This window comes from Kribbella sp. C-35, assembly GCF_046549195.1.
In the GTDB taxonomy this organism is placed as follows: Bacteria; Actinomycetota; Actinomycetes; order Propionibacteriales; family Kribbellaceae; genus Kribbella.
In genome coordinates this window covers 448,219-470,222 of record NZ_JAJPWG010000006.1, presented here as the reverse complement: position 1 = coordinate 470,222, position 22,004 = coordinate 448,219, and the positions used below count along the sequence as shown (strand labels likewise).

At 63.4% G+C, this 22,004-nt stretch carries 17 protein-coding genes; 7 read left to right on the top strand and 10 right to left on the bottom strand.

Annotated elements, in window-relative coordinates; all coding sequences use genetic code 11:
- The first annotated feature begins 27 nt into the window (after nt 1-27).
- Nucleotides 28-1,416: an acyl-CoA dehydrogenase family protein gene (locus tag ACLJOO_RS36965; RefSeq protein ID WP_410792338.1), complete on the top strand. Its 1,389-nt coding sequence runs from the start codon at nt 28-30 to the stop codon at nt 1,414-1,416.
- Between the two features lie 13 nt (nt 1,417-1,429).
- On the opposite strand, the gene ACLJOO_RS36960 is transcribed toward ACLJOO_RS36965, so the two are convergent.
- Complete coding sequence (locus ACLJOO_RS36960) at nt 1,430-2,584, bottom strand: tyrosine-type recombinase/integrase (RefSeq protein ID WP_410792337.1); 1,155 nt, start codon at nt 2,582-2,584, stop codon at nt 1,430-1,432.
- A 1,152-nt stretch (nt 2,585-3,736) separates the two neighbouring features.
- Between ACLJOO_RS36960 and ACLJOO_RS36955 the strand changes: the two genes are divergently transcribed.
- Nucleotides 3,737-4,339 carry a hypothetical protein gene (locus ACLJOO_RS36955; protein ID WP_410792336.1) on the top strand — a complete coding sequence of 201 codons (603 nt, stop codon included), beginning with the start codon at nt 3,737-3,739 and terminating at the stop codon, nt 4,337-4,339.
- Here the strand turns inward: ACLJOO_RS36955 and ACLJOO_RS36950 are convergent.
- Nucleotides 4,293-5,864: a hypothetical protein gene (locus ACLJOO_RS36950; protein WP_410792335.1), complete on the bottom strand. Its 1,572-nt coding sequence runs from the start codon at nt 5,862-5,864 to the stop codon at nt 4,293-4,295. The genes ACLJOO_RS36955 and ACLJOO_RS36950 overlap by 47 nt on opposite strands.
- Nucleotides 5,865-8,124: 2,260 nt before the next feature.
- On the opposite strand from ACLJOO_RS36950, the gene ACLJOO_RS36945 reads away from it, so the two are divergent.
- Nucleotides 8,125-8,907 (top strand): phage antirepressor KilAC domain-containing protein, encoded by a 783-nt coding sequence (locus ACLJOO_RS36945; protein WP_410792334.1) that lies wholly within the window; start codon nt 8,125-8,127, stop codon nt 8,905-8,907.
- On the top strand, nt 8,907-10,007 hold the full coding sequence (locus tag ACLJOO_RS36940; RefSeq protein WP_410792333.1) for a DUF3644 domain-containing protein: 1,101 nt from the start codon (nt 8,907-8,909) through the stop codon (nt 10,005-10,007). Before ACLJOO_RS36945 ends, ACLJOO_RS36940 begins: the two co-directional genes overlap by 1 nt.
- 8 nt (nt 10,008-10,015) lie before the next feature.
- On the opposite strand, the gene tmk is transcribed toward ACLJOO_RS36940, so the two are convergent.
- The 4 genes from tmk to ACLJOO_RS36920 form a co-directional block, all read right to left on the bottom strand.
- On the bottom strand, nt 10,016-10,690 hold the full coding sequence (gene tmk, locus ACLJOO_RS36935; protein ID WP_410792332.1) for a dTMP kinase: 675 nt from the start codon (nt 10,688-10,690) through the stop codon (nt 10,016-10,018).
- Nucleotides 10,665-11,285 carry an exonuclease domain-containing protein gene (locus tag ACLJOO_RS36930; RefSeq protein WP_410792331.1) on the bottom strand — a complete coding sequence of 207 codons (621 nt, stop codon included), beginning with the start codon at nt 11,283-11,285 and terminating at the stop codon, nt 10,665-10,667. Before ACLJOO_RS36930 ends, tmk begins: the two co-directional genes overlap by 26 nt.
- Nucleotides 11,278-12,456, bottom strand: a complete 1,179-nt coding sequence (locus ACLJOO_RS36925) for a hypothetical protein (RefSeq protein WP_410792330.1) — start codon at nt 12,454-12,456, stop codon at nt 11,278-11,280. The genes ACLJOO_RS36930 and ACLJOO_RS36925 overlap by 8 nt, the downstream gene beginning before the upstream one ends.
- 436 nt (nt 12,457-12,892) lie before the next feature.
- Nucleotides 12,893-13,063 carry a hypothetical protein gene (locus tag ACLJOO_RS36920; RefSeq protein ID WP_410792329.1) on the bottom strand — a complete coding sequence of 57 codons (171 nt, stop codon included), beginning with the start codon at nt 13,061-13,063 and terminating at the stop codon, nt 12,893-12,895.
- A 287-nt stretch (nt 13,064-13,350) separates the two neighbouring features.
- Between ACLJOO_RS36920 and ACLJOO_RS36915 the strand changes: the two genes are divergently transcribed.
- Together ACLJOO_RS36915 and ACLJOO_RS36910 are read left to right on the top strand one after the other, a co-directional pair.
- Nucleotides 13,351-14,655 carry a helix-turn-helix domain-containing protein gene (locus tag ACLJOO_RS36915; RefSeq protein ID WP_410792328.1) on the top strand — a complete coding sequence of 435 codons (1,305 nt, stop codon included), beginning with the start codon at nt 13,351-13,353 and terminating at the stop codon, nt 14,653-14,655.
- Nucleotides 14,655-15,134, top strand: coding sequence for a hypothetical protein (locus ACLJOO_RS36910; protein WP_410792327.1), 480 nt, complete (start codon nt 14,655-14,657; stop codon nt 15,132-15,134). Before ACLJOO_RS36915 ends, ACLJOO_RS36910 begins: the two co-directional genes overlap by 1 nt.
- A gap of 154 nt (nt 15,135-15,288) precedes the next feature.
- Here the strand turns inward: ACLJOO_RS36910 and ACLJOO_RS36905 are convergent, their stop codons facing one another.
- Nucleotides 15,289-15,636 carry a hypothetical protein gene (locus ACLJOO_RS36905; RefSeq protein WP_410792326.1) on the bottom strand — a complete coding sequence of 116 codons (348 nt, stop codon included), beginning with the start codon at nt 15,634-15,636 and terminating at the stop codon, nt 15,289-15,291.
- A 559-nt stretch (nt 15,637-16,195) separates the two neighbouring features.
- Here ACLJOO_RS36905 and ACLJOO_RS36900 point away from each other — a divergent pair.
- A complete protein-coding gene (locus ACLJOO_RS36900; protein ID WP_410792325.1) occupies nt 16,196-18,826 on the top strand; it encodes a tetratricopeptide repeat protein in 2,631 nt (876 codons plus the stop codon).
- Between the two features lie 219 nt (nt 18,827-19,045).
- On the opposite strand, the gene ACLJOO_RS36895 is transcribed toward ACLJOO_RS36900, so the two are convergent.
- The 3 genes from ACLJOO_RS36895 to ACLJOO_RS36885 all read right to left on the bottom strand — a co-directional run bounded on the left by ACLJOO_RS36895 (nt 19,046) and on the right by ACLJOO_RS36885 (nt 21,935).
- The gene (locus tag ACLJOO_RS36895; protein ID WP_410792324.1) at nt 19,046-20,146 is read right to left on the bottom strand and encodes a helix-turn-helix domain-containing protein; all 1,101 of its coding nucleotides are present in this window, start codon (nt 20,144-20,146) and stop codon (nt 19,046-19,048) included.
- A 67-nt stretch (nt 20,147-20,213) separates the two neighbouring features.
- Nucleotides 20,214-21,065 carry a hypothetical protein gene (locus ACLJOO_RS36890; RefSeq protein WP_410792323.1) on the bottom strand — a complete coding sequence of 284 codons (852 nt, stop codon included), beginning with the start codon at nt 21,063-21,065 and terminating at the stop codon, nt 20,214-20,216.
- Between the two features lie 546 nt (nt 21,066-21,611).
- A complete protein-coding gene (locus tag ACLJOO_RS36885) occupies nt 21,612-21,935 on the bottom strand; it encodes a hypothetical protein (protein WP_410792322.1) in 324 nt (107 codons plus the stop codon).
- Between the last annotated feature and the right edge of the window lie 69 nt (nt 21,936-22,004).

Sequence of the window (22,004 nt, the reverse complement as noted above, 5' to 3'; positions counted from 1 at the left end):
ATTGGACCCGGCTCTGTGAGGAAGTTGATGAGCGACCCTGTTGTCTCCGCAGACGTGATGTCTCTGGCCGGCGAGCTCGGCGCCGAGCGCTCGAAGCCCGACTGGAGCACCTTCTCGCTGGCGATCAACGACGACCAGCGCGAGATCCGGGACTGGGCGCACACGTTCGCCGCCGACGTCATCCGGCCCGCCGCTGCCGAATGGGACGAGCGCGAGCAAACCCCCTGGCCGATCATCCAGGAAGCGGCGAAGGTCGGCATCTACGGCCTCGACATGAACATCAATCTGTTCGTCGACCCGACCGGCCTACTGATGCCGCTGGTCCACGAGGAGCTGTTCTGGGGCGACGCCGGCATCGCGATGTCCCTGAAGGGCACCGGCCTGGCGTCGTCCGCGATCTTCTCGAACGGCACGCCGGAGCAGTGGAGCCAGTGGATGGGCCGCTGCTACGGCACGCCGGACGACGTACGGGTCGCCGCTTTCTGCTCGTCCGAGCCCGGTGCGGGATCCGATGTGTCCGCGATCCGTACGCGGGCCGTCTTCGACGAGCGGACCTCCGAGTGGGTCATCAACGGGCAGAAGGCATGGGCGACGAACGGCGGCATCGCTGACATCCACGTCGTCGTCGCGACCATCGACCCGTCGCTCGGCACGAAGGGTCAGGCGGCGTTCGTCGTACCGAAGTCAGAGGTCCGCGGCCTGGAACAGGGCACCAAACTCCGCAAACACGGCCTACGCGCCTCCCACACCGCCGACGTCTTCTTCGACAACGTCCGCATCCCCGCCGAAAACGTCCTAGGCGGCAAAGAAAAACTAGACGCCCGCATAGCCCGAGCCCACGAATCCCGCGCCGCCGCTGCTGCTGCCTCCGCTTCCGGCTCCGGATCCGCTGCCGGGGCTGCCGGCTCTGGTTCTGCTTCTGGCTCGGGTACGGCGGGCCGCAACGCCTCGATGGCGACCTTCGAAATGACCCGCCACATCGTCGGCGCCCAAGCCATCGGCATCGCCCGCGCCGCCTACGAGGTAGCCCTCGACTACGCCAAGACCCGCGAACAGTTCGGCCGCCCGATCATCGACAACCAGGGCATCGCCTTCAAACTCGCCGACATGGCCATGGAAATCGACGCCGCAAGACTCCTGGTCTGGCGAGCCGCCAACATGTCCGCCGCCCTCATGCGCGGCGAAACCCCCGACTACCGCCACGGCGAAGGCTCCATGGCCAAACTCAAAGCTGGCGAAGTAGCCGTCAAGGTAACCGAAGAAGCCATCCAAATCCTCGGCGGCAACGGCTACACCCGCGAATACCCAGTAGAACGAATGCACCGAGACGCCAAGATCTACACCATCTTCGAAGGTACCTCCGAGATCCAGCGTTTGGTCATCGCCCGCGCGATCTCGGGCATGCGCATCCGGTAGCTGTTTCCGCAGGTCAGAGGCTGATTCCGGGGTCGTCAAGGGACTGGCCGCCGTCGGGTTCCCAGTGGGTCGTGGGGGACCGGCCGGCGGCCAGCTCCGTCACAGCTCCGTGAGCCTCCATCGCGAACAGCCGGGACAGTCGCGAGTCGACAGCCTTGCGCGCCCGCTCGTGGGATGACGGCAGCAGGTGGGTGTAGAGCCGGAGCGTGAAGCCTGGGTCGCCGTGCCCCAGGTACTGCGCCAGCTCCTTGATGTTCACGCCGTCCGCCAGGGTGATGCTCGCGTAGTAGTGCCGCAGAGCATGCATCCCGTTCTCCCGGCTGGAGTAGTACTGCCGCCTGCCCCGTGCGTCCTTCGTCGGCTCCGGTATGACGCCAGCGTGGAAGAGCGCCGGCTTCCACACGAGCTCGTCGTACGTCCGCGCCCGGATGTGCTTGTCGTCAGTCCAGCGGAACAGCAGGTTGACCGTGTGCGGCTTCCCGTCAACCTTCTCCCACGGCAACGTGTAGGCCCGCGGCTTCGCGGTCTGGATGTATTCCGTGAGCATCACGGCGACGCCCTCTGACATCGGCACGGTCCGCTCGGTGTCGTTCTTGGGCAGCGCGAAGACGAACTCCCTTCCGAGCTTCTTCACCTGTCTCCGGACTCGCATCACCATCTCGTCGAAGTCGACGTCCTCCTCGGCGAGCCCGAACAACTCACCCTGCCGCAGCCCGCACGCAGCACCGATTGAGGCGATCGGCCTGTATTGCGGCGGATGCCCCTCGACGATCCGCAGCAGAACCTCGTCGCTCCAGGCAGTGGTCTTCCCGCCCTTCTCGGCCGGCACCTTGACCACTCGCGCCTTCGCCGGATTCCGCTTGATCGCCTCATCATCAACGGCAACCTCCAGCGTCCCGTGCAACACGAGGTACGCCGTACGCGCCGTAGACGACCCGAACCGCGCATCCAGCCCCGCAACCCACGCTGCGATTTCCGAAGGCTTGATCGTCCGCAACTGCCGCCGTCCAAACACCGGTACGACGTGAAGCCGCAAAGACGACTCGTACTTCATCGCTGTCGCCGGATCCACCACCCGCGAAGCAAGCCACCTCCCGGCAACCTCCTCAAACCGAACCTTCCCAGCTTCCGGATCGATGTACTCCCCACGCTCCCGATCCGTCTCCATCGCAGCCCCATGCCGCTCCGCAGCCGTCTTCGTCCCAAACGCCTTCGACCGCTCCCGCCCCTCCGGATCCACCCACCCCGCCAACCACCGCTTCCCCCGCCCCCACTTGGCAGTCCGAACCCGCCCAGCCGTCCCATCCGCCTGCCTCACAGCCCGAGTCCACTGATCCTTTACATACGCCATCGCGCCGCACCTCCATCGTGTCCATGTGCGGCAGCTCAACGTTTGGAGTGTGGAGAGAACCGACCGTCGTCCGGGCGTATGGCGCGGAGCGGCGGAACGGACGCGGGGTGCAGGGGACTTTAGGAGAACGAGGGATGTCCCCTCAGCACGTCCGCTCCGCCTGCTTGGTGGCGATCAGGACCTCGTGGGTGCAGTGGCGGAGGTGGTCTCTGATCTGCGCGGGGTGCCCGAGTACGGCGAGGTGGTGCAGCGTCGGCACGACGAGAGGTTGCCCGTCGGACTCCGGGAGCGATTCGAGAAGGTCGAAGGCCGCGCTGGGCGGTCCAAGCTCTTCTACGTATCCAGGTAACTTGGCAGCGGATATGACACTCTGCGTCCACACCATGGCGCAGTGACGCGGTCACCACTACAGGCTGTGCTCGTCGAACCGACCTGTCGGCCGTGCCGATAGACGCACCGGATGTGCTCGGGCTCACCTCACAGTGCCGCCTAGACACAAGGAGTGCCGATGACGGCACCGCAGCCGCAGTTCGACTCATGTTTGTGGGAACACGCGGACCTGGGTTCTGTCATCGCGTCGCGTGTCGTGGCGGGCACCTTCCGCTGGCTGCAGCGGCACGGCGGGAGCCAGAACAAATCGGAGCTCGGACCTATCAATCTCAGGGCGAGGTCTCGGAAATCCTCAACGGCCGCCAGGTCAAAGCGTGCGACGTCATTGATCGTATCGCCGACGCGATCGAGATCCCTCGCGGACGGATGCCACGATTGATCCCACGGCAACGGTCGCCTCACCCGCCCGCGGATGCACGCCCCAGACACCTGGGTAACGCGGAAGCCGCGTGCGCCGAAGCCTCGGTCGTGGCTACTGTGGATCGGCACGCGCCCCGATGCGCGGTAGCCTCAAGCGTGACCCCGGCTCGGAAGGCGCTACTCGCCAGCAGCACGCTATTCGCGGCAGGATTCGGCGCGATGGCGACATTGTCGGCGGTCTATGGCAAGCCGGAGGGAGTCCTGGGATTCACCGACTACCTCAGCGCGACCTGGGGAGACAGCGTGCTACTTCCTAGTTCGATCGGGACACTCGTCTATGCGTATCACGCGCTGCCCGCGACACGTGGTGATCGCGTCCTCGTCCTGGTGGGCGGCCTTTGTGGAGCGGTTGGCGGTCTGCTAACTCAGGTGCAATGGCTTCGGGACGACGATCCGCAATTGAACTGGACCTTGCCGGCGCCGCACGTATTCAACGGAGCGGGGTTATATCACGCGGTGTTTCTCACCGCGGCGGCGGCGGCGTTTGGCGCGGCTTGGTCTGGATCATTGCTGCGGTGGGCACACAACCCCGAGGTTCAGGATTGGCGGGTTGACTGGGCCTTAGGTACCGCGTTGGCGAGCGGGTTGGGTTTCGCTGGCCTGCTGGTTGTCGACAACCAGTACACGACAGATCGGCCGTCGTCTGCGTCGACCCTCGCCGCGCTAGCTGGTGCGGCCGCCCTGAGCGTCGGTGGTGTGGCCGCTGGCGCCTGGTTCAGACGGAAGCGCCGGAGGGCGTCGGCGGGTCGTCGGTCTCTTTGACCCAGTCGAATAGGCGTGCGATGAGGACGAACGGCCACAAGAGCGAGGCCTTGAACGTCCAGCGGCTGAGTTTCTCCTGCAACGCGATGTGACTCGAGAGCCGTGCGACGAACTGGGCCTGGAGTTGACGTCGTTCCTCAGGTGACTGACGTCGTGTAACAGATTCGGACAAGGGGCGACGTCTCTCGCTTGCCAGGTGGCTGCTGTTGTTCTTGTGAGCGAAGTTGGCGACGCTCCACATTAGACCTGCGAACGCGGCCGCGACCACGAGCGGTTTCCAGTTCGCGACGGGGTCTTGTCTGAACATCGACACAACGATGCTGGGTACGCAGGTGGTGACGATCAACTGAGCTCCGTACAACAATTGGGACTGGACCGCGTTGCTGGCCGAGCTTTTGACGGACAACTGCTGGTGTGGACCTGACCCAGTGGCTACGACGAGGTTCGCGGCGAATATCGCACCGAGCAAGATGGCAACGACGCCAATCCCCTTCGCGGTCACGACAAGGAGGGCGCCTTGGCGGCCAGGTCCCCAGAGCACCCGCTCGCCGAGCCAAACCACAGCGATAACGATGTTCAGGGCGCACAGGCAGCCGAGCACCCACGCCGGCCACTCTCCGTCGAGGCAATGGATCCGCACCTGGGTCTGGATGATCTCTTCGAGATAATGGAAGGCATTGAAGAGGCCAAGCACGACAAAATACGGGACGGCGATCGTCCAGCCCCAAGGGTTCCGCACCAAGTCCGCCACTAGAACGCCGGCAGAGCAGGTCAGACCGAGCGCGCTCAGTACCACTGCTGTCCTAGAGACTCTTAGCTTGTCGTCGTGGGCGCTGGTCGGGCGCCGAAACCACCCGATCGCCGCAGCGAAAAGGCACAGCCCTGCGCTGCCAACAAGCGCGTAGACCAGGACGGGAGTGACGTCCAGTTGTCGCCTACCACCTTCTACGTCGAAGCCCAATTGGCCAGCCACCAGGACGATCGACAAGATGCCGGCCACAACGGTGCTTAGGGCAACGAACCACGTGATCGCCAGCAAGTCCGGAGCCTGCTCTGACGGTGCGCGGCGTTCAAGGGCCATCATGTGTCGATATGCTCGACGACCAACGAAGAAGGCGACGGCCAGTAGTGCCACGACGGAAGCAGGCACTGCACTCGCCGAGTCCGGCCCCCAACCCGCAAGGTTAGCTCGGGTCGCCATGATGGGCACTGCGACAGCGCCGAAGGCATGTGCCGTGGCCATGCCAGACTCCGTTATCTCGCCTCTGGTGCTGCCGACCATGAGGAGTAAGAGGAGAAGAAAGGCGACATGGATGGCTGCGAGCAGCGCCACAGCGACCGTGGCCAGGTCCGGCGAATCCATCGATACATACGCAGCCGCGACGCCGCTGCCCACAAGCAGTATTAGGGCGACCGCGCTGACCAAGCGGTTCCGAGACCAGACACGCAAGGCAAGCGCAGATTCGGCCAAGACGGCGGCCGCGCCAATTGCGAAGAACCACCATTGAGCATACATTCCCGCCATCGCCCCCCGATTCGGTGCCAGCCTTTTGAGTGTCTATCGTCCGCGGCCGATGGCCGTTACGGATCGCCGCGATTGAGAGCTCGATTGATGGCAGAATAGGCGCTCTCGACGGGCCGCGGGCGTCGGTTTGCCAGTGCGAGGCGATTCGGCGAGGGTTTGTGTTCTCACAAGACGGGACTGCTCCAGCACGCGAGAATCCCGTATTCGACGGCAACCACCAGTCCTCGGCAGGCTAAACCGCAGGTCGGCTTGCAGGAAGTCTGCCCCTCCCTGATCGGTAGTAACGTACGACAGCATTCCAAGTTGATCACGGCGCACTCGCGGAGGGGACCTCAACTAAATGAGTGATTCATTCACTCGCTTCATGTCGCTCTCCGCGCGGAGGCGATATCCCGACATATGGACAGCTGCGATTCGCGCCAGGATGAGCTCTTCGAAGCTGCCGGCTTACCGCCGCCCAGAGTGAGCCAACGCGGACCTGACTAGTAGCAGCCGCAGTCTGGCCGTTACATAACATCGGAGCGGAGCGTCTGCCCTGGAAACCTAGCTCGCTGTTGGCGCCTCAATAGTTCAGCGGCGACGGTTTGCCGGGCTTGTCCTCGGACCAATGGAACCGGCGAGTGTGGTGGTCGCGGTCGCAACTGCAAGCAGGTGTATGGCTGCGAGCGCCGCGCGTCGCCCCTTCATCATCGATGGGGCGACGCGCTCCGTTCGTGCATGCGAGGTGATTTTGACGTTGTGTGGCACTAGATTCACCATCGTGCCGCGCCACGTCCAGAATCGTCCCGCATGTCAAACGACAAAGATGACTCGATGCCTCGCACGAACTCGCACATTTGATTCGGAAACAATTAAGTGAGCCATCGCTTGAAGCAATTGACTGACCCTGGGCCTGGGCTCGGAGGCGATCGTCTCTAGTCCCAAAAGCCGCCGTGTGTGGAGCACAACTTGCCGGTTGAGCGGCAGGTGCTGCAGGTGAGCTTGTCTCCAAGGATGCTTGTTCTCGTTTGGCCATCGCAGTCGGGACATTCGTGTAGCGAGTTGTGGCATTTCCTGCATTCGTCCATTTGCGGTCCCCTCTAGCTGTTGAACTTCTGGCATCGGGGCAAGATGGGTCCACGCATGCTTGGCTGTGCCAAGGGCCAGTGATGTGAAACCGCTCGGACTTGCTGGCTGATACCCCCTGCGAGAACGCAGAGTCTGGCGTTGTCGCCGATCGGCGACAACGGCCCCCCAAACTCCGCAAACAAGACCATGCTCCTCTCACCGGAAGATCGCAAGTATCGGTATGAATTACCGCCGGCGGGACCAATTGTGTGAACGACATTCAGGACTCCGTTTGCCTCCAATGTCAGTTCGTTCAGGGAAGAAAATTCTGCGCCCAGCAACGGGCAAGGGCCGTCAGGATGCGCCACGCATATGGTGAGCGGCGGTTGTGCCGAGCAGATGGCGAGACGGACAGCGTGGCCCCGGCGAGGAGTTTGTCGAAGGTGGTTGTGGACGTTGGCTGTGGGTGATTCGAGCTGGGCGTTAACTCTGGTGTAGCCGGCGTCCTTGGCACAGCGGGCTTCGAGGCTTGCCTGTGACTCATACTCGGTCATTGCCTCAGCGCATGATCGTCCGCAACTGCCGCCGTCCAAACGTCGGATCCACATACGGCCTCAACGATGACTCGTACCTGATCACCGACGCCGGATCCTCCCGAAACCGAACCTTCCCAGCCTCCGGATCGATGTAGTCCCCAACGCTCCCGATCCGTCTCCATAGCATTCGCATGCCGCTTAGTCGGGCCCTTAGCACCGAGCGCCTTAGTCCGCACCCGCCCCTCCGGATCCACGCACCCCGCGAACCACCGCTTCCCCTGCCCCACCGCTCATTCCGCACCCGAACCAGGCTCCGTCAGCCTGCTCCACCGGCCGAGCCCACTGATCCCTGACATAAGCCACCGCATCGCACCTCCGTCACGTTGATGTGTGGCAGCTCGACGCGTCAGCGGAGGCGGATGCGGGTCCACCCGCGCCGGGCCCATGGGGAGCTCAACCTCGCCGACGGCTCGGCTAACCGGGAGGCTAAGGGCCCCGGGACGGTAGGCGGCGGAGGGTCTTCTAAGCCCCAGCGCCTGCAGATCACCGACTGGTACGGGGCTGACACGCTGCGACGGTCTGAAGCGCAGGACTCTGCGACGGAATCGGTCACAACCTGTAACGATCAGTGCGGGTTGGACGATGATCAGTCCACAACCTGTGGGGGGATCTCAGTCGTGTCGGAATCGGCAAGTGCTGCACGTGAAGGCGTATCACCATTCGATCAGGTCCGTCAGGAGGATGAGTTCGGCGAGTATTGGCTAGCCCGAGACATGCAAGCGTTGATGGGCTACGACGCCTGGGACAGGTTCAGTCTGGTGATCAACCGAGCCATCAGGTCCTCAGAGAACACAGGTACCTTCTCTGGCCAGGCCTTCTCCGAGATTCGGGGGATCGGCAGCGACGCCTCTGCTCAGCTGGACTACAGATTGAGTAGGTACGCCGCCTACCTGGTCGCGATGAACGGCGATCCGAACAAGCCACCGGTTGCTGCGGCGCAGGCCTACTTCGCGATGCGTACGCGCGAGGCCGAGGCTGCCACGACCAAGCCGATGGATGAGCTTGAGATGGCTCGGAAGTATGTTGCCGTGCTCGAGCGCGAGCAGCAGCTCACCAAGGAACTCGCGGTCGCGGCACCGAAGGCTGGCAGATGGGATTCATACTGCAACTCTGAGGGCCTTATCGGTATGACTGAGGTAGCAGACATCCTCGGCCTCAATGTCCAGACGCTGACCAGTTGGCTGGTGGAGATCAACCTGTTCCGCAAGCAGGTGTCTGCGAACGGTGGCGGGCGTAACATGCCGCGGACTGGTTACCAGAGTTCAGGTCACTTCAAAGTGAAGACTGAGACCAAGAACAGCCAAGTGTTTCCCGTTGCGTACTGCACGCCGCGCGGAGTTGACCTGATCGTCGACTTCTGGGGTCACCACAGCGCAGTATCCCGCGGGCGGCCAGCGTAGTGAAGCTGAAGCAAGAGACCCGGGTCCTTCGCCGCAAGGCTGTTGAGTCATTGAAAGCAACGACTGCTGCTTTCAATTCTCCCCACGATGAAGGTCGTGTAACACAGGTCCTCCTGTGCCTTCAGCATTCTTTTGAGATGCTTTTGAAGGCTGCGCTTGTGCATGAGTCCATCTCAGTATTCGATCGCAAGTCCGGGCGCTCTATCGGTTTCGAGGCGTGCGTCCGTCAGGCCAGTAACTCGCCGCACGTCAAGCTCGGCGAGGCGGATGCGGGCACGCTGCGAGCAATCGATGCGATGCGGGACGACGAGCAGCACTGGTTCAACGAGGTTAGCGAACAATTGCTGTACCTCCGCACCCGTGCTGGCTTGACCTTATTTGATGACTTGCTGGATCGCGTGTTCGATGAGAAATTGGCCGATCACCTTCCTCAACGCGTACTTCCGCTCTCGGTCGATCCCCCACGGGATCTCGACGTACTTGTGGACGAGGAATACTCGCAGATCGCTGCGCTGTTGAAACCTGGACGGAGAGCGAGGCACGAAGCCCAGGCTCGGATCCGTACGCTCCTTGCAATGGAGGCGCATGTTGAGCCCGATGTCAGAGTCTCAACGCGGGACGTGAATCGTGTGGCGAGGGGAATCAAGGAGGGTCGGCCGTGCATCGAGGTTTTTCCTCGACTGGTTGATATTGCAACGCAGCTCGACGGTGAGGGGGTTACGCTAAAGGTTCATTTCGCTAAGAAGGCTGGCGCGCCTGTGCGATATGTGAGTGACGAATCCGTCCCGGCAGCCGCGATCCGAGAAGTCGATCTGGAGAAGAAGTTCCACATGTCGGCCCGCGATTTAGCGAGGTCTCTAGATCTGTCAGAGCCGCGTAGCACGGCGTTGCGTCGCCACCTCGGCGTCGATGACGACCCGACATCGCGCCATGTCTTCGTTTTCGACTCGCAGAGGATTCCTCGATTCTCCGACAACGCACTGCGCAAGATGCGACAGGCACAGGAGACGCTCGATATGGCCCAGATCTGGAAGCATCACAGGCCGGTGGGCGTCAAAGTTCTTCCAAAGTGTCCAGTTCAAGGCTGCGCGAGCACATAGCTGGTGCGTCACGGCTGTCGCTGGCTACGCGGGCACATCGCTTGCCGGCGCTGCTCCCACTGGCGCCGGATCGCGCGTCGAAGTCGAGCAGCGATCAGTCGGGGCGGCTTTTCGCTAGTGTCGATGCGGATCGTCCGATAGCCGCCATGTTCGAGCCGTTCGTATGCGTCGTCGTAGAGGCGGACCTCGGTGTTGCTGCTGCCGTCTTGCCGTTGTAGCCGGTTGTGTGGCCCTTTGGCTGCAAGGCGGGCAGCGATTACGTCTGGGGTTGCGGTCAGGATGATCGACAGTTGTGGTCGGTCGGCGAGGGAGTTGAGGTTCCAGAGGAAGTCGGCCTCGATGCCGTCGAGGCGTTGCATCACGAGCGCTGACGGGACGTACCGGTCGCAGAGCACGAGATGGCCGGAGTCGAGATGTGGCCGGACCTCGGTCTCTAGGTGGTGGTATCGATCAGCGGCGTACAGACATGCGAGGGCAGGCCCGGCGACTGTCTCGGTGAGGTCATAGGCGAGTCGCCCGATGAGGCCACGAGAGGGTTCGGCGGTGAGGTGGACTGCGATGTTGTCGGCTCGGAGGAGTTGAGCAAGGTGGGTGATGGTCGTGGTCTTGCCCACGCCGGACGGGCCGTCGATGGTGACGAAGAGTCCGGCGTCGGGCTCAGAAGAGCGTCGCGGCCGATTCATCGGCCACGTCCGCGGTGGTCTTGCCAGATGTGATGTTGAGCAGCTCGGCGAGCGTGAGCGGCTCCCGGTCGGATGGCGCAGCCAGGTGGACGAGGAGCCGGGCACACACGATGGCGTCATAGGTTGCGCGGTGCGGTGCCAAGTCGGTGGAGAGGCCCTTGGCTAGATCGAATGCATCGACTAGGGCACCGAGTTTGTAAGAGTCGCGGCCGGGCAGGAGCCTGCGGGCAAGCTTGAGTGTGTCCAGAACTTGGGTGGGTTGATAGCCCTGGAGTTCGCGGCCGACTACGCCAAGATCAACGCCAGCGTTGTGTGCGACGAACACCATGTCGCCCAGCGCGGTGCGCAGATCGGCGTCAACGTCGGCGACCGTCGGAGCGCCAGCGACTTGCTCGTCTGTGATCCTGTGGAATCGCCGCGCCATTGGAGTGATCGGACGTGGCGGCCGAACCAGCCAGGTATTCGCTGGGCCGATGGTGCCCTGCCGGATTGCGACGATCGAGATCTCGACCAGGTTCGGTGGTTGCTGACCGTTGCCCTCGACGTCGACGACGGCGTAGTCGAACGCGGTCCACGAGTTCGTGGGTTCAATCATTTGTCGTCGCCTCCCATCCGATGTCTGCGCGGCCGTGCCGGTTGAGGTGGTGCGGGTGCCCTGCATCGTGGACCTGGAACGCAAAGGCGTGCTGCAGGAAGTATCGGGGCTGCTCCGAGGCCAGCCCCTCTACTTGGACCGCGCGGCCAGTGATGTCGAGCACCTCCAAGTCTGCCGCCTCCGGAAGTTCAGCGGCTGCATCCAGGAACGCGCGCGTCGTCGGAACCTGGTGGGAGCCGGCACACAGCTTCAACTGCGCCATCGGGCAGATGTCACACAGCTCGCGGATCCCATAGTGGCCGTTGTAGTCAGGCAGGCCATGCGTGTACGACACGGCGCAGGAGGTCTTGCGGAACAAGGGCGACGCGCCCTTTGGCCGAGCCGCGAAGGCGTCGATGACGCGGCGATCGAGGGCTTCGGGCACGATCTTGCGTCGCGCCGTTCCCTCGTATGGCTCGGGGATCCCGTTGGCCTTGTAGTACTCGGCGATCTGATCGCGGTAGAACAGGCCAGTGAATACGGTAGCGTCCGCCGACCTGGACAGTTCGACGGCCCGCTGTAGGTGGTCGTCGGTGTCGTTGAGGCCCGGTACCAGCGGACGCCAGTACAGGATGGTCCGATAGCGACGAGGTTCCTGGGCTGAGCCGTACGCGGTCGCGCGGCGAAGGGATGCGGCGGCTACGGAGCTCGGGTAGGGCTCGACGCGGCGGTCTTCGATGCCGGAGTAGGTGAACAGCAACGTCACCTTGAGGTTCTTCAACGCGTTGAGCCTGGCGCAGTCGGTGTCGCGGACGACCGCGCGGGTGATCACGAGTACGTGGTTGGTGAGGCCGCGGGCATCGAGGTCTTCGAGTACGGCGAAGAGGTGGTCGCGGACGCCGGCGAGGAACGGATCGGTCGATCTGTTGAAGATCTGCAATGGTGTCTTGTGCGGCTTGAAGTAGCGGTGGTTGACCAGTTGCTCGACCGCTTCAGCATCGGTCATCAGGGCAGCCGGCGTGTTGGCGTCCCACAGTCCGTATGTGTGGCGGATGCAGTAGGCGCACCCGAGCGGACAGCCCTGTACATGGTTGAGCGACAGCCCGGACTTGCGGTACTCGACGACCTCCTGGGCGCGCTCAGGTAGCGCGGCAACGATCTCGGCAGGCAGCAGCGGTACAAACGTGACCATTCGGTCCTCCGAAAGGTGCGGCAAGGTGGAACGGCGGACCGGCGCAGATGCAGGGATCAATACGCCGGCCCACCGGACTTGGCGAGACTTGCTTGCGATCAAGGCAGGCTCGCTGGTGGGAACGAAGGCCGGATCTCTCTGATCGTCTTCCTGCCTTCGAGCCGTGCCTTCGCCGGCCTGCGGTCGACTTCGCGTCGGCGTTAGGCGCCGGTGCCGCCAGACAGCGGGTGCCGCGTGCCGGTTTCGGGCGTACTAGGAAGATGGATGGAGTGGCTGCCGGGACTTGTGATTGGGGCGCAATGCAAGCGGCGTCCGGCTAACCCATGGATGCGGAGCCGGATGACGTTGGCGTACTGCTCGGCCAAGGCAGCAGGAGCGATGTGTTCCTCGATCAGCTCGTCGGCGAGCCAGAGTTGCACCCGCCAGAGCTCGTGTGTCACTGGCGCTCGGCAACCGGATCATCGCTGACCCGCAGACCCGGAAACCGGCGACGCATGGCAGCGGCGTACCGACTGGCCGTGTGTGCGTCGCCTCCGAACGTCGTGATGACCGTGTCACCGAACCACAGCCGGATGCGACGCAGCGAGCAGATCCTCGACGAGGTCATCGGTCCATCACATCCCGGACGATGTCGGCAACCATGGCGATGGCTGCCGCGCCGGTGACGGCAATCAACATCCACATCTCCGCAATCACTCTCAGTCACATCCTCAGTCGCCTTTGACTATCTGGTGTAGATCAGTAGCTCTGAGTAGCCACAGTGACTGATGTGCTTCGCTGGCAGCTATCCCCTTTGGGGATATGACTTCACGGGAGGCTCGTACGAGCAGTCATGATGTGCGTACTGTCGGATACGATTTCCTTCTGAATCCGGGACTTCCAGCTAGGATTTCTATGCGCGATGAGGCGGCAGAGGTGATCAGGCTCCCTCTGTCGTTCTGGCGCGCGGCAGCCGTGCAACAGGCGCTTCACCAGCGCGACGTTGGCGGCCTGTTCCGCGAGGCTGGCGCTAGGGGAATCAGCCAGACGCGAATCGGATCGGCTGCCGGTTTCAGTCAAGGCAGAGTCAGTGAGATAGTCCGGGGTACCCGGAGAGTGTCGCGGCTCAATGTGCTGGAGCGCATCGCGGACGGGCTCTCGATGCCCAAGCGCGAGCGGGAACTCCTCGGCCTGGCGCCGCGACATCGGGACGAGTTGCCCCGGCACGAGGTCGAGCACGGGGTTGATGGGACAGGTGACGACGACGTGGAGCGCAAGGAGTTCTTGCGAGTAGCGCTCGGAGCAGGCGCTGGGATCGCCGCAGCGCGGTACATCTCCATGGACGACCACGCATCGTCAGATCTCCGATCGGCCCTTGCTGGGCCGATCACTCACTACCGGCGGATGGAACACGCAGTTTCGTCGGAACACCTCGCGCCGGCCGTCGAGGCTCACCTGTCGCTGGCGCGAGTGACGGTGGATCAGAGCCTTCGAACCAGCGGCGGCTACAGCGTGCTAGCCGAGATTGCAGGTATGACCGCCTGGCTTGCGATTGACCGCGGTGAACCTGCAGCCGCTCGAGCGCGGTACAAGGAGGCGATCCGGCGCGCAGAGCAAGCCGGACATTCGTTGTTGATGGCGTACATGGCCGCAAGCCTCGGCCAGTTCGAAACCGAGTCCGGCAACCCGCGAATCGGCCTCCAACACATCGCCCGCGCTGAGGCGCTCCTCGACGGCTCAGCCCCTGACGCCGCGCGCGCATGGCTCTCGTCTGTCCGTGCAGTCACCGCAGGAAAGCTGCAGGATCAGAAAGCAACGCTGGCTGCACTTAAGCTCGCGGACACCTTGACGGATCATCCAAGAGGCGAGCCGGTGTGGCCCTGGGTCTTCCAGTTCGATCGCGGCAAGCTCGCCTCAGCTCGTGCCATCGCTCTCGGCCGGCTAGGCGATATCGAAGGTGCCCGGACCGCATTCGCAGAGGCAGATCCGCATCTCACCGGGCCGAAACCCCGTGCGCTCGGACTGATCGACCATGCCCGGGTCTTGGTCGCTGCCGGTCGCATTGACGAGGCCTGCGGCGCTGTCCAACCCGCACTTCGCACAGGTCAGCGTCTCGGCAGCAGGCGAATCGTGAATCAGGTTGAGCTGTTCATCGAGGACATACCGCCTGGCAGCAGCGAGGCCCGCTCGCTGGCTCGGGCATTGAAAGGGGAGGTTTAGTGCTGCACCTCGCAGTCTCCGGTCATCGTGGGCTATCCGAATCAACAGAAGCCTGGATCGCAGCCGAGCTGCGCCGCACTGTCGAGTCCAAAGGAGCGGCGGACCTCGTCGGAATCTCTTGTCTCGCGGACGGGGCCGACGCGCTCTTCGCCCGGACAATCCTCGACCTCGGCGGTCGCCTGATCGCGGTCATCCCGGCAACCACATACCGCGAAGGCCTGCCAGCCTCCTACCACCCAACCTACGATGCGCTCCTATCCGCGGCCTCGGAAACGATCGTCCTTGATCGAGGTGTCTCCGACTCTGACGCGCACATGGATGCGAGCCTCCGCATGCTCGACCGAGCCGACGAGTTGATCGCCGTCTGGGACGGGCAAGCAGCCCGCGGCTACGGCGGAACCGCCGACGTCGTTCAAGCAGCACGTGACAAAGACCTACCGGTGACAGTCGTCTGGCCGGCCGGCGTTACGCGCGACTAAGCGGTCGTTTCGCAAGTTCCACTCTCAGGAGCGGCGCCGCGTGGACGACGTGGGCGAACGCTGATGTGCCAAGGCGGGCATCGGCTCCGACCACCGGCCCCGTAGCCGACCGCAGGAACGCTCGTGTCCTGTGTGCGCGGCCTATGCCGCCCGATCAGCGCCAGGAACCGTCGAACAGAGCCCGCCGGTCGGACCTGCTTAGGCCGGTGGCCAAGCGCATCTGCGCGCGGGAAAGTGCCTCGCGCAGCGTCGCGTTTGCGTGCTGAAGCTCGGCGACTTGATGCTGCAACCGGGCGACTTCTGCCGTCAGCGTGCGCACGCTTTCGGCTTCGATCGCCTCTGCCGAGCGCATCCGTTGGCGGCTTCGCCAGTGTCGGAGCCGGCAGCGATCCGAGCAGAAGCGTTGGTCGGATCTGGCTGCGGTGTAGGTGTCGCTGCAGTGCTCGCAGACGTGTTGGCGCGCAGTCAGATCACGCCCGAACGGTGGTGGGAAGTCATCCATACATGCTCAACGTCCGTCGCGTGAACGTCCCGGATCTCTCGTTGCAGATGGCTGAAACGCCTCGAATGCCAGAAGTGTGCCGGTGGTGCTGTCCTCGTCTCGGCGGGTCGAGCGTATGTACGCGGCTTGGACCGTGTGGCGAGCTGTTGAGGCTTCACCTACAGGTCAGGCGCCAATGCCGCGCTGGTTGGTGGCAGCAGCGTGCTGGGCACCTGGCACGAGCTGAACCATGAATCCGATCGGGTGGAGGTACAAGTAGCGGGCGGCGCGGCTACGCGTGCGAGTTCGTGGCGTAGTCAAACCTCCTCGACGCGGGCGATCTTTAGTCGATCTGCTGACTGCGACGCCGTCGAGGAGGTCAAGGCGCTGGACGCGCTCGCTGCCCCAGCGCCGTTGCCTTGGCCGTTGCTGTGCACAGCCTGGACCACCCCAACACCGACCACGCGACCAATGATCTGCACGAGGTGCCGCTGGAGTTATCCACAGGCACCATTGGTCGGTTCTGCACTGGCGGGTTCGGTCGCGTGTCAGAGCGATGCGATGCTGGCACGATGCATGGATGGGGAAGTTGAGGCGATCTGGATGGCGGGTCGCAGCGGGTCTCACGGCCCTGCTGTTCCTGGTGGGGATTTGCGTTGCCGTCGTCGGCAACTGGGCCACCGCTAACCAGCCGAGATGGTTGGACTCGTTACTCGACAAGCATCAGGCCGCCGTGTGGATCGGCCTAGCCGTGCTGGCTGTTGGCGGCAGTATTGTCAGCCTGCTGGCCTTCCGCGCATCTCTTGACCGGCAGCCTTCGGCCGACGCCAGCCTCTCGGGAACGCTGGGCAGCGCAGGTCAGAGTAGGTATGCAGTGCAGCCGACCAACGCCGACGCAACGAAAGCGCGGGCGACGGGCGTCGTGTTGGCAGTTCCTGCCTTGAGCCAAACGTCGACGGACTCCATTACCGGACGCGACGCCGAACTCGACCTCGTACTGCACTTGCTTAATCCGGCGGGAAGCGTGAACGATACCGTAATCCCGCTCGTGGTTGGCTTGCCCGGGGTCGGCAAGACCTCTTTAGCGCATCGAGCCGCGTCGATCGCTGTGGAGCGAGGTTGGTTCGCTGACCGAGCATTCTTTTCGGACCTGCACGGCTACGATCCAGACGGGGGTACAACTGCGGAGCAGTTGTACCCCCCGTTGCTGCGGGCTCTCGGAGTTGCTGGTGATCAGATCCCGCCCACAGTTGGCGAGCAAGCCCTGACCTACAGTCAGGTCCTGGTTCGGCTTGCCAGCGATGGGCTGCCGGTCCTACTTGTCTTTGACAACGTCTCCAGCGTCAGGCAGATCGTGGACCTCTTGCCCTCGGTCGGGGTCCACCGTGTCCTGGTGACATCGCGCGACAGCCTCGACGACCTTCCCCGTGTTCGCGTCTTTGACCTGGGAACGCTGGAGAGGCGGCAAGCCGTTGCAGTGATCGAGGGCGTTCTGCTCCAGCGGACTCCAGCAGACCGACGAGTCGTGGACGAGCCCACTCATGCCGATGAACTCGCAGCACTGTGCGGCGACTTGCCGATGGCGTTGCAGATCGCCGCTTCTCTGCTGGCGGATGATCCCGACCTGACGATCGCTGCGCTGGTCGAGGATCTATCGGATTTGTCCACGCGACTCGACGGCCTAGAGTACGGAGAGCGTGGCGTGGCGGCCGCATTCGAGCTGTCTTGGCAGCGCCTCGTCTCTCGCGACAGGCGAGCCTCCAGTTTGTTCCTGGAGCTATCGATCAATCCCGGCCCAGAGATTAGCCTTCCTGCCGCTGCAGCGCTGCACGATGAGTCGCAGTCGGTCGTGAGACGACAGTTCCGAACTCTGCGGCGAGCACGTCTGATCGAGCCCGGAACGGCCGCAGGCCGCTGGACCATGCATGATCTTCTTCGCGCGTACGCCAAAAGTCTCCTGCGGGTCGAGGACGATCCCGAGGAGCAATCCGCCGCGACCGGACGACTGCTGGATTACTACCTAGCCATGACGATCGCTGCGGGCGGTCGTCTCGGTTTCACGCTTGGTGGGCCCGAGTCATATCAATTCCTCGATCACACCGACGCCTTGGCGTGGCTGGACATGGAACGCCCAAACTTGGTAGCCGCAGTCGACCTTGCTGCGGACACGAACCAGCCTGAGCGCGCATGGAAGCTGGCCGTGGCCTTGTCCGACCTCCTACTGCGGAGTCGCCATTTCGGCGATGCGATACGGGTGGCGACCACGGGGGTGCAAGCTGCCCGACTAGGCACGTCCGGTGACCAGGTCCCCGAAGCCATGGCACTTGGCAACCTTGCCGCGGCTCTGCGCGCGACCCGTCAGTTCGAACAGTCGATCAGCGTTGGACGCCAAGCAATCGAGATCGCCCATGAGGCGGGCGAAGAACATACTGAAGGCATCGCGCTCAACAACCTCGGCCTGGCCCTTCGCAGTCTAAGGCGCTTCGACGAGGCCGTCGTTGCCCATGACCAGGCAGTTGCCCGATTGCGCGACACGCCCGACCGGCGGAGCACGGCCATGGCACTGAGCAACCTCGCAGCCGCGCTACGCGAAGCGGGCCAGAATGAACGCGCAATCGAGGTCCTCGAACAATCCGTCGTTATCTCCCGCGAGCTCGGCGACCGTCGTGGCGAAGCCAAGGCGCTAAACAACCTCGGCCTGGTCCTGCAAGAGCTGCCAGCACGAGACATGCCACAAACAACCGTCGTGGCGGACGCGATCAGCGCCCACGAACAGGCAGCAGAGATCTACCGCGAGGTTGAGGACGGGTACGGCGAGGCCACTGCGCGAGACAACCTCGGCAGCGCCCTGCAAAAGGCGGAGCGATATGCCGAAGCGGTCACTGTTCACCAACAGGCTCTGGACTTCTTCAGAGAGACCCTCGACCGCCACGACGAAGCTACCGCTCTTAACAACCTCGGCGGCGCCCTGCTGCAAGACGATCGCGTCGACCAAGCAATCAATGCCCTGAAGGAGGCCGTTCGGATATACCGAGACACCCGCGACGCGCACGGCGAAGGTTCGGCACTAGCTAACCTCGGCAGCGCCTACGACGCCTCGGATCGTCCACAAGACGCCCGTGAGACATGGACCCAAGCTGTCGAGGCCTTCAACCTAGCTGGCGCATCAGAAGCCGCGCAATCAGTTCAGCGGCTGCTCGACGATGATTAGCGCGTTCCTCCTCGTGATGAGACGCTGGTGAGTCCGATGTCGATAGATTCCGCCCGCCGCCGTCTGCTGCGGCCAGCGCTCGAGGACCATGTCCGTCAGCCAGCGGATCAGTTGCACTGACAACGAGGTCCCTACTGCATTAGGCGACTTCCTCGGCGCATGATCGCCGGATAGCGAGGATCACCTGTACGCCGAGCGGTGTCTCTTCACTGAGCTCGCTCAGTCCAACAGGTCGACGAACCTCCGGGTGAGGCTCTCAGGGTCGTCTAGCGCCTTGTCGATATCTGCTTTCATCTCCGCTCTCAGGTTGGGAAGGTCGGGCGCTCCGTATGCTGGCTCAGTTACACATCTGGTGGCTTCGTCGAGCGCGCTTCGCCACCAGTTGAGGGCGCCGTGACCTTTGCGGAGCGCCTTTCGATCTTCGAGTAGGTCGCTCCAGACACGAATCTCGTGGGCGTTGTGTTCTACGGCGACGGCGATGTCGCGGGCGAGAAGGTTCCGCAGAGTCTCCTCTAGGCGTGTTGCCTGGGCGGAGGTGCGCTCCCACGTGTCAACGGCGAACGCCAACCACACCTCGCGGCGCAGGGTGGCAACACGTGCGGCAAGAGCTTCCGGAGAGACTCCATGGACGTCAGCGATCAAGCTGTGCAGGAGAGCGAGTCGGGCGTCGAGATTACTGACGCTGTAGGCCACATCCTCCGCAGCGGACTCCGCCGCGCTCGCACTGAGAGCCGCAGACTCAGCGGTGTCCGTCAGGTCCCGCACAGGCTGGGCGATGGTGTCTTCGATCGCGGCAGCGATCTGATCGATCTGGGTTCCGACTCCGCCGACTGCCTCGTGAAGCTCTCGGGCCGTCTGACGGAAGCGCGCAGCGAAGCTGCCGGCCTCACGGTCGAGATAGATCCGTAGCAGCTCGTCATCGGTGAGTGCTCGAGTGGACCTGCCCTGGCGAGTTTGGCGCCGTCCCTGGTCGTCGAAATGCGGCGGCATGGTTGGCCGCACCTCGATACGAAGGAACGGGCAGTCCGTTCCGACCGCCTCCTCGACGATGAACAGATCGACCGGGATGGGTCGGGTCTTGCTAGCCACGTCTTGAATCCTCGCCACAGCCCGGTCAAGACCTTTCGCCAGACCGTGCGGCACGCCGGACACCAGACCGGTCTCGCTGTCCTCCCGCTCATCGACCCCGACAAGCAGGTGGGCTGCCACGCGCGATTCGTCGGAGGCGACGCAGTTGGCAAGCGTGGCAAGAACGGCGGGGGACACTGCCTCAGCGTCACGCTTGAACTCGAACCGCCCTGACTCGCCCCACTCGAGCATCTCCTGAGCTTCGTCACTGATCTGCCGGTATCGAGTCGGCCGGGGAACTCCATTCATGAACAGGGTTCTAGCACGGGAGCGCTCTCCTGCGATGCGTCGGTGCGCCACCAGCCGTACCCGCAGAAGAGGATCCTGTGCACCGAACTGCCAAACGAGGGTGCGTGAATAGCAGCCCTCTGAGAGCGGCGTTGAGGACCCGCCATCCGGCAGTGGTGACCCATAAGACCCGACTTAAATCGTTCGTCAGCCGCAGTCGAACGACGTCGCCGTCGGTCTGGATGATCTCCTGCTTAAGCAGGGAGGTCTCCGGCCACAGTCGGCCGTGGGTGAAACCCGAGCAGACTTTCCAGGCGAGCAGTTGATGCATCTGCTGCTCGGGTTGGAGCTGGGACTCGACTTGCTCGATGATCGCGCTCGGGTTCAGTCCGGGAACTGTTCGAGTACCGCAAACGCGCTCGGACAGATCTTCCAGCTCCGTGAGACGCTCATCACGGGGTCGGTTGACCGGGATCCCAGCGCCGGTCGCAGCCGAGTCCCCGTCCATAATGTCCTTCCGGGCCAGCTGCAGCCGCCGAAGAATCCGGTCTCGTCGAGCCGCCGGGCTGAGAACCCAGTAGGCCATAGCCCCGGTCTCGATCGCAGCTCGAGCCAGCGTGAAAGGAGCGCTGGGATGAAGTGCACCGCTCCGGATTAGGCAACCAAGTGCATGTACATGCTGGAACCCGACGCCCAGCAGCCGATTGACGTCGTGCGAGACGTAATACGGCATCGAACCCTGATCGTCGCCGAACAGGGCGGTGCCTGGCTTGACGGCGAACCTTTCCCGCTGAGGATCATCCAGGATCGCCTGGACTTCGTCGGCCTTGGCGAATAGCTCCAGCAAGCGTTCTTGGTACTGCTCGGGGGTGACGGCGTTCATCGAATCCCGCTTCCAGACATAAGTTGGTAACCGATAGTCGCACTGACATGGCAATAGCCGCGACCGATATGCCGGGCGGTCACCGGCCGGTCGCGGAACTCCCATGTAGCCTTCTTGAACCCGGTCTCCCCGAACCAGGCCGCGGGCTCGGCTCGGCCGAGCCAGTCGCCGAGCCTGAACAGCGCGTCCCGTTTCGGCCGGTGCAGCATCGCCGGCGCAGCTCGGCGTCGACGGAGTCGTAGAGGTCCCGCCCCCAGACGTCTAGAACCTTGTAGTAGTGATCGCCGTCGTAGACGCCAGCCGGCTCGAAATGTTGCTTCGGGCAAATTCTTGCTCCGTCACAGCTCCGTGAGACTCCGACAAACGTTGGTCACTGTTGATCATCGACGAAGAACGAAACCGCAGGTCAATGCCAGATACGCGTGTCCCAGTCGAGACACTCACCAGGCTGAAGAAGATCTACAACCATCTTCGAAGGCACCTCTGAAATTCAGAGGTCGGCTTCGTTCCGGTTCGGTGGTTGCGGGTCGGTGCTGTTGGATGTTTCTAGGCGATGTGGGTCTGGCGGCGTCGGTACAGCCAGGTGCAGGCGAGGGCGATGCCGGCTCCGCCGAGGGCTGATGTGGCGGCTTGGAGGGCCTCGGTTGTGGTGTCGTCGTTCGAGGCGAGGGTGGATCCGGTGCTGGGCTGGGTCGGGACTGCGTAGGCCGGGTCGTAGGTCGGGTAGTTCGGCGGGCCGGGTTCGTGCGGCACGACCGCAGTGGGCTGGGGGTCGTGGGGTGGGACCGAGGCGCTCGACTCGGCTGATGTGACCGCGAGGGCGGTGACCGCGAGGACGGGTGCGGTGATGATGAAACGCTTGTGCTTCATGGCTCCTCCTGGTGGAGACTTTGGTGTTTCACTCACAATCCGTCCGCGGGTGTGTTGAGCACATCGGGC